Source organism: Corynebacterium lemuris (assembly GCF_024919295.1).
Lineage (GTDB): Bacteria > Actinomycetota > Actinomycetes > Mycobacteriales > Mycobacteriaceae > Corynebacterium > Corynebacterium lemuris.
Genome location: NZ_JANWTC010000029.1, coordinates 1 through 5,660, shown reverse-complemented (window position 1 = coordinate 5,660; position 5,660 = coordinate 1). Strand labels below are relative to the sequence as shown.

Genomic DNA, 5,660 nt, shown 5'->3' with positions numbered 1-5,660 from the left:
TTTTAGCGTCGGCGGTAACCTACTCTCCCACACCCTCCCGGGTGCAGTACCATCAGCGCGGGCAGGCTTAGCTTCCGGGTTCGGAATGGGACCGGGCGTTTCCCTGCCGCTATCAACCACCGACACACCTCACGGAACACCCCACCCCACAAGGAGGCAGGATCAGTCCCGGCGACACCCACACACACATGTGTGTGGGGTGTGCTGTGTCAGACACTGCATAATGGACGCGAACACAATCATCGTGTGCTTATTTGTTACGTGCGTGTCACACCCAACCACCAACGTGTTTGGGGTGTGTTGTTGGTCGGTCAATTAGTACCGGTCACCTCCACACCTTACGGTGCGTCCAGGTCCGGCCTATCAACCCCATCATCTATGGGGAACCTCAACAGAAACCTCATCTCGAAACAGGCTTCCCGCTTAGATGCTTTCAGCGGTTATCCCTTCCGTACGTAGCCAACCAGCCCTGCTCCTGGCGGAACAACTGGCACACCAGAGGTACGTCCGTCCCGGTCCTCTCGTACTAGGGACAGCCTTCCTTAAGTTTCCACGCGCGCGGCGGATAGAGACCGAACTGTCTCACGACGTTCTAAACCCAGCTCGCGTACCGCTTTAATGGGCGAACAGCCCAACCCTTGGGACCTACTCCAGCCCCAGGATGCGACGAGCCGACATCGAGGTGCCAAACCATCCCGTCGATATGGACTCTTGGGGAAGATCAGCCTGTTATCCCCGGGGTACCTTTTATCCGTTGAGCGACACCACATCCACAAGTAGGTGCCGGATCACTAGTCCCGACTTTCGTCCCTGCTCGAGCTGTCACTCTCACAGTCAAGCTCCCTTGTGCACTTACACTCACCACCTGATTGCCAACCAGGCTGAGGGAACCTTTGGGCGCCTCCGTTACCATTTAGGAGGCAACCGCCCCAGTTAAACTACCCACCAGGCACTGTCCCCGACCCAGATCATGGGCCAAGGTTGAGGTATCCAATCCGATCAGAGTGGTATTTCAACAACGACTCCCACACAACTGGCGTCATGTGATCACAGTCTCCCACCTATCCTACACAAACCGAACCGAACACCAATACCAAGCTATAGTGAAGGTCCCGGGGTCTTTTCGTCCTGCCGCGCGTAACGAGCATCTTTACTCGTACTGCAATTTCACCGGGCCTGTGGTTGAGACAGCAGGGAAGTCGTTACGCCATTCGTGCAGGTCGGAACTTACCCGACAAGGAATTTCGCTACCTTAGGATGGTTATAGTTACCACCGCCGTTTACTGGGGCTTAAATTCTCAGCTTCGCCCACCAAAGGTGAGCTAACCGGTCCTCTTAACCTTCCAGCACCGGGCAGGCGTCAGTCCGTATACATCAACTTCCACGTTTTCGCACGGACCTGTGTTTTTAATAAACAGTCGCTTCCCTCTATTCTCTGCGACCCACCCCAGCTCCACATGCAAGATGCTTCACCGGTGTGGGCCCCCCTTCTCCCGAAGTTACGGGGGCATTTTGCCGAGTTCCTTAACCACAGTTCACCCGAACGCCTTAGTATTCTCTACCTGACCACCTGTGTCGGTTTAGGGTACGGGCCATGCATGTACATCGCTAGAGGCTTTTCTCGACAGCACGGGATCACCGACATCACCCACAAGGGGCTACGCATCACGTCTCACACTGTTGTGAGGGGCGGATTTACCACTCCCCTCGTGCTACACGCTTACACCACAATCCAATAAGTGGCACGGCTACCCCACTGCGTCACCCCATCACTTGGCTACTACCAGTTCAGGCCCCACGCACGCCCCCACCAGACCAGGCAAAACCTGACCTGTGCGGGTTTGTGGGTGGTTAGTATCACTGATTCACCACTGGTCGCACACACACGGGTACGGGAATATCAACCCGTTGTCCATCGACTACGCCTGTCGGCCTCGCCTTAGGTCCCGACTCACCCTGGGAAGACGAACTTGACCCAGGAACCCTTAGTCATCCGGCGGGAAAGATTCTCACTTTCCAATTCGTTACTCATGCCTGCATTCTCACTCGCACACAGTCCACCACCCCTCACGGTATGGCTTCACCCCATGCACGACGCTCCCCTACCCAACGCCCCACAAAAGGGGGTCGTTGCCGCGGCTTCGGCGGTGTACTTGAGCCCCATTACATTGTCGGCGCAGAACCACTCGACCAGTGAGCTATTACGCACTCTTTCAAGGATGGCTGCTTCTAAGCCAACCTCCTGGCTGTCTTCGCGATCCCACATCCTTTTCCACTTAGTACACCCTTAGGGGCCTTAGCCGGCGATCTGGGCTGTTTCCCTCTCGACTATGAAGCTTATCCCCCACAGTCTCACTGCTGTGCTCAACTTGACCGGCATTCGGAGTTTGGCTGACATTGCTAAGATGGTAGTCCCGCTCAACCAACCAGTAGCTCTACCTCCGGCAAGCACACACAACGCTGCACCTAAATGCATTTCGGGGAGAACCAGCTATCACGGAGTTTGATTGGCCTTTCACCCCTACCCACAGCTCATCCCCTCAGTTTTCAACCTAAGTGGGTTCGCGCCTCCACGACGTCTTACCATCGCTTCACACTGGCCATGGGTAGATCACCCCGCTTCGGGTCCAGGACATGCCACTAAACACACTAGTTAGTATTCGCTTTCGCTACGACTACCCCACACGGGTTAACCTCGCGACATGCCGCTGACTCGCAGGCTCATTCTTCCAAAGGCACGCCATCACACACACGAGGTGCTCTGACGGATTGTAGGCACACGGTTTCAGGTACTATTTCACTCCCCTCCCGGGGTACTTTTCACCATTCCCTCACGGTACTATCCGCTATCGGTCATACTGGGTATTCAGGCTTACCGGGTGGTCCCGGCGGATTCACAGCGGATTTCACGTGCCCGCTGCTACTCGGGAAAAACGACAACACCACACACACCATCTTCACGTACAGGACTCTCACCTGCTCCGGTGGGCCTTCCCAGACCACTTCCGCTGACAGCGCATGTTCAGTGCGGGCGGCCGGCAGACCACCCCCATCGCATCCCACAACACCGCATGCGCAACCCCTGCCGGGTATCACACACACACGGTTTAGCCATCATCCGCGTTCGCTCGCCACTACTGACGGAATCATTATTTATTTTCTTCTCCTGCGGGTACTGAGATGTTTCACTTCCCCGCGTCAACCTCCACCACAGCTATGTATTCACTGTGAGGTGACCACCCATCACGGTGGCCGGGTTTCCCCATTCGGACATCCTCGGATCAACGCTCAGTTGGCAGCTCCCCGAGGCATAACGCAGCCTCTCACGTCCTTCATCGGCCCAGTATGCCAAGGCATCCACCATGTGCCCTTCACACACAACACACACAACCAACCACCGAAAAAGCGATTGGCCGGTGAACTGCGCAACACAACAAACCACACCACACACACCGTGTGTGGTGTGCACACAAAAAAATAAAGATGCTCGCGTCCACTATACAGTTCTCACACAACACACCACCCTGTCACCGCCCACCCACACACATCATGTGCGCGGGAAACGATCACCAGGATGGTCACCGGAAACAACGATGTTGTCCCAGACACCCAACAGCATGCCAACATACCCACCATGTTTGTGACCCCGGTTAGCACCGCGCCCCTGCTGGTGCGCGTCCACCCGATTATCTGCGGTGGGCGGATCAACACTCGTGACCCACACCCACCAAAAAGACGGTCCGACCAGATGACACTGTCACCGGTGACCGCCATAGAAAGCTCCTTAGAAAGGAGGTGATCCAGCCGCACCTTCCGGTACGGCTACCTTGTTACGACTTCGTCCCAATCGCCGATCCCACCTTCGACAGCTCCCTCCACAAGGGTTGGGCCACTGGCTTCGGGTGTTACCAACTTTCATGACGTGACGGGCGGTGTGTACAAGGCCCGGGAACGTATTCACCGCAGCGTTGCTGATCTGCGATTACTAGCGACTCCGACTTCATGGGGTCGAGTTGCAGACCCCAATCCGAACTGAGGCCGGCTTTGTAGGATTAGCTCACCCTCACGAGTTCGCGACCTGCTGTACCGACCATTGTAGCATGTGTGAAGCCCTGGACATAAGGGGCATGATGATTTGACGTCATCCCCACCTTCCTCCGAGTTGACCCCGGCAGTCTCTCATGAGTCCCCACCATCACGTGCTGGCAACATAAGACAAGGGTTGCGCTCGTTGCGGGACTTAACCCAACATCTCACGACACGAGCTGACGACAACCATGCACCACCTGTACACCAGCCACAAGGGAAGCTGCATCTCTGCAGCGGTCTAGTGTATGTCAAGCCCAGGTAAGGTTCTTCGCGTTGCATCGAATTAATCCACATGCTCCGCCGCTTGTGCGGGCCCCCGTCAATTCCTTTGAGTTTTAGCCTTGCGGCCGTACTCCCCAGGCGGGGCGCTTAATGCGTTAGCTACGGCACAGAAGACGTGGAAGTCCCCTACACCTAGCGCCCACCGTTTACGGCATGGACTACCAGGGTATCTAATCCTGTTCGCTACCCATGCTTTCGCTCCTCAGCGTCAGTTACTGCCCAGAGACCTGCCTTCGCCATCGGTGTTCCTCCTGATATCTGCGCATTTCACCGCTACACCAGGAATTCCAGTCTCCCCTACAGCACTCAAGTATTGCCCGTATCGCCTGCACGCCCGAGGTTAAGCCCCGGAATTTCACAGACGACGCGACAAACCACCTACGAGCTCTTTACGCCCAGTAATTCCGGACAACGCTCGCACCCTACGTATTACCGCGGCTGCTGGCACGTAGTTAGCCGGTGCTTCTTATCCCACTACCGTCACTTGCGCTTCGTCGTGGGCGAAAGGGGTTTACAACCCGAAGGCCGTCATCCCCCACGCGGCGTCGCTGCATCAGGCTTCCGCCCATTGTGCAATATTCCCCACTGCTGCCTCCCGTAGGAGTCTGGGCCGTATCTCAGTCCCAATGTGGCCGTCCACCCTCTCAGGCCGGCTACCCGTCGACGCCTTGGTAGGCCATTACCCCACCAACAAGCTGATAGGCCGCGGGCTCATCCTGCACCGATAAATCTTTCCACCCCCCACACAAAAGGAGGGTCCTATCCGGTATTAGACCCGGTTTCCCAGGCTTATCCCGAAGTGCAGGGCAGATCACCCACGTGTTACTCACCCGTTCGCCACTCGAGTACCCTGCAAGCAGGGCCTTTCCGTTCGACTTGCATGTGTTAAGCACGCCGCCAGCGTTCGTCCTGAGCCAGGATCAAACTCTCCACAAAAAACTCACGAAAGTGAAGTTTCCAGGCGTAGAAAGCCCGAACCCAACAAATACAGACAAACAACCAGCACACCACCACATCCGCAGATGTGGCCGGTGTCATCTGGATTGTCATCCAAAAAATCACAAACACAAAACCATGTCCATGATGTCGTGGCCCCCACCCACCCTGACGGGGAAGGAGAAGGAACCACACCAAAAATATCATGATCCACGGCCATGCCTGCACCACAAAGCACACACAAACACATGTGTGTGTTGTTTACAGTGGCGCCCTTAGGGCGGGCACCACCCGGCACGCACCCACCACACACCCCCACCAGGGGACGTGGGCCGGTGACACGGCACAACCAA

Annotated in this window: 1 protein-coding gene and 3 rRNA genes; all 4 read right to left on the bottom strand. The window is 56.3% G+C overall.

The window, feature by feature from the left end:
- Positions 1 to 6: 6 nt before the first annotated feature.
- Positions 7 to 124 (bottom strand): 5S ribosomal RNA (rrf, locus tag NYP18_RS15115).
- A gap of 170 nt (positions 125 to 294) precedes the next feature.
- Positions 295 to 3,385, bottom strand: a 23S ribosomal RNA gene (locus NYP18_RS15110).
- 403 nt (positions 3,386 to 3,788) lie between these two features.
- A 16S ribosomal RNA gene (locus NYP18_RS15105) occupies positions 3,789 to 5,307 on the bottom strand.
- Together the 16S, 23S and 5S rRNA genes form the textbook arrangement of a ribosomal RNA operon.
- A 4-nt stretch (positions 5,308 to 5,311) precedes the next feature.
- Positions 5,312 to 5,660 (bottom strand): hypothetical protein (locus NYP18_RS15100; RefSeq protein WP_259429029.1); only part of this gene is annotated, 349 nt, incomplete at its 5' end.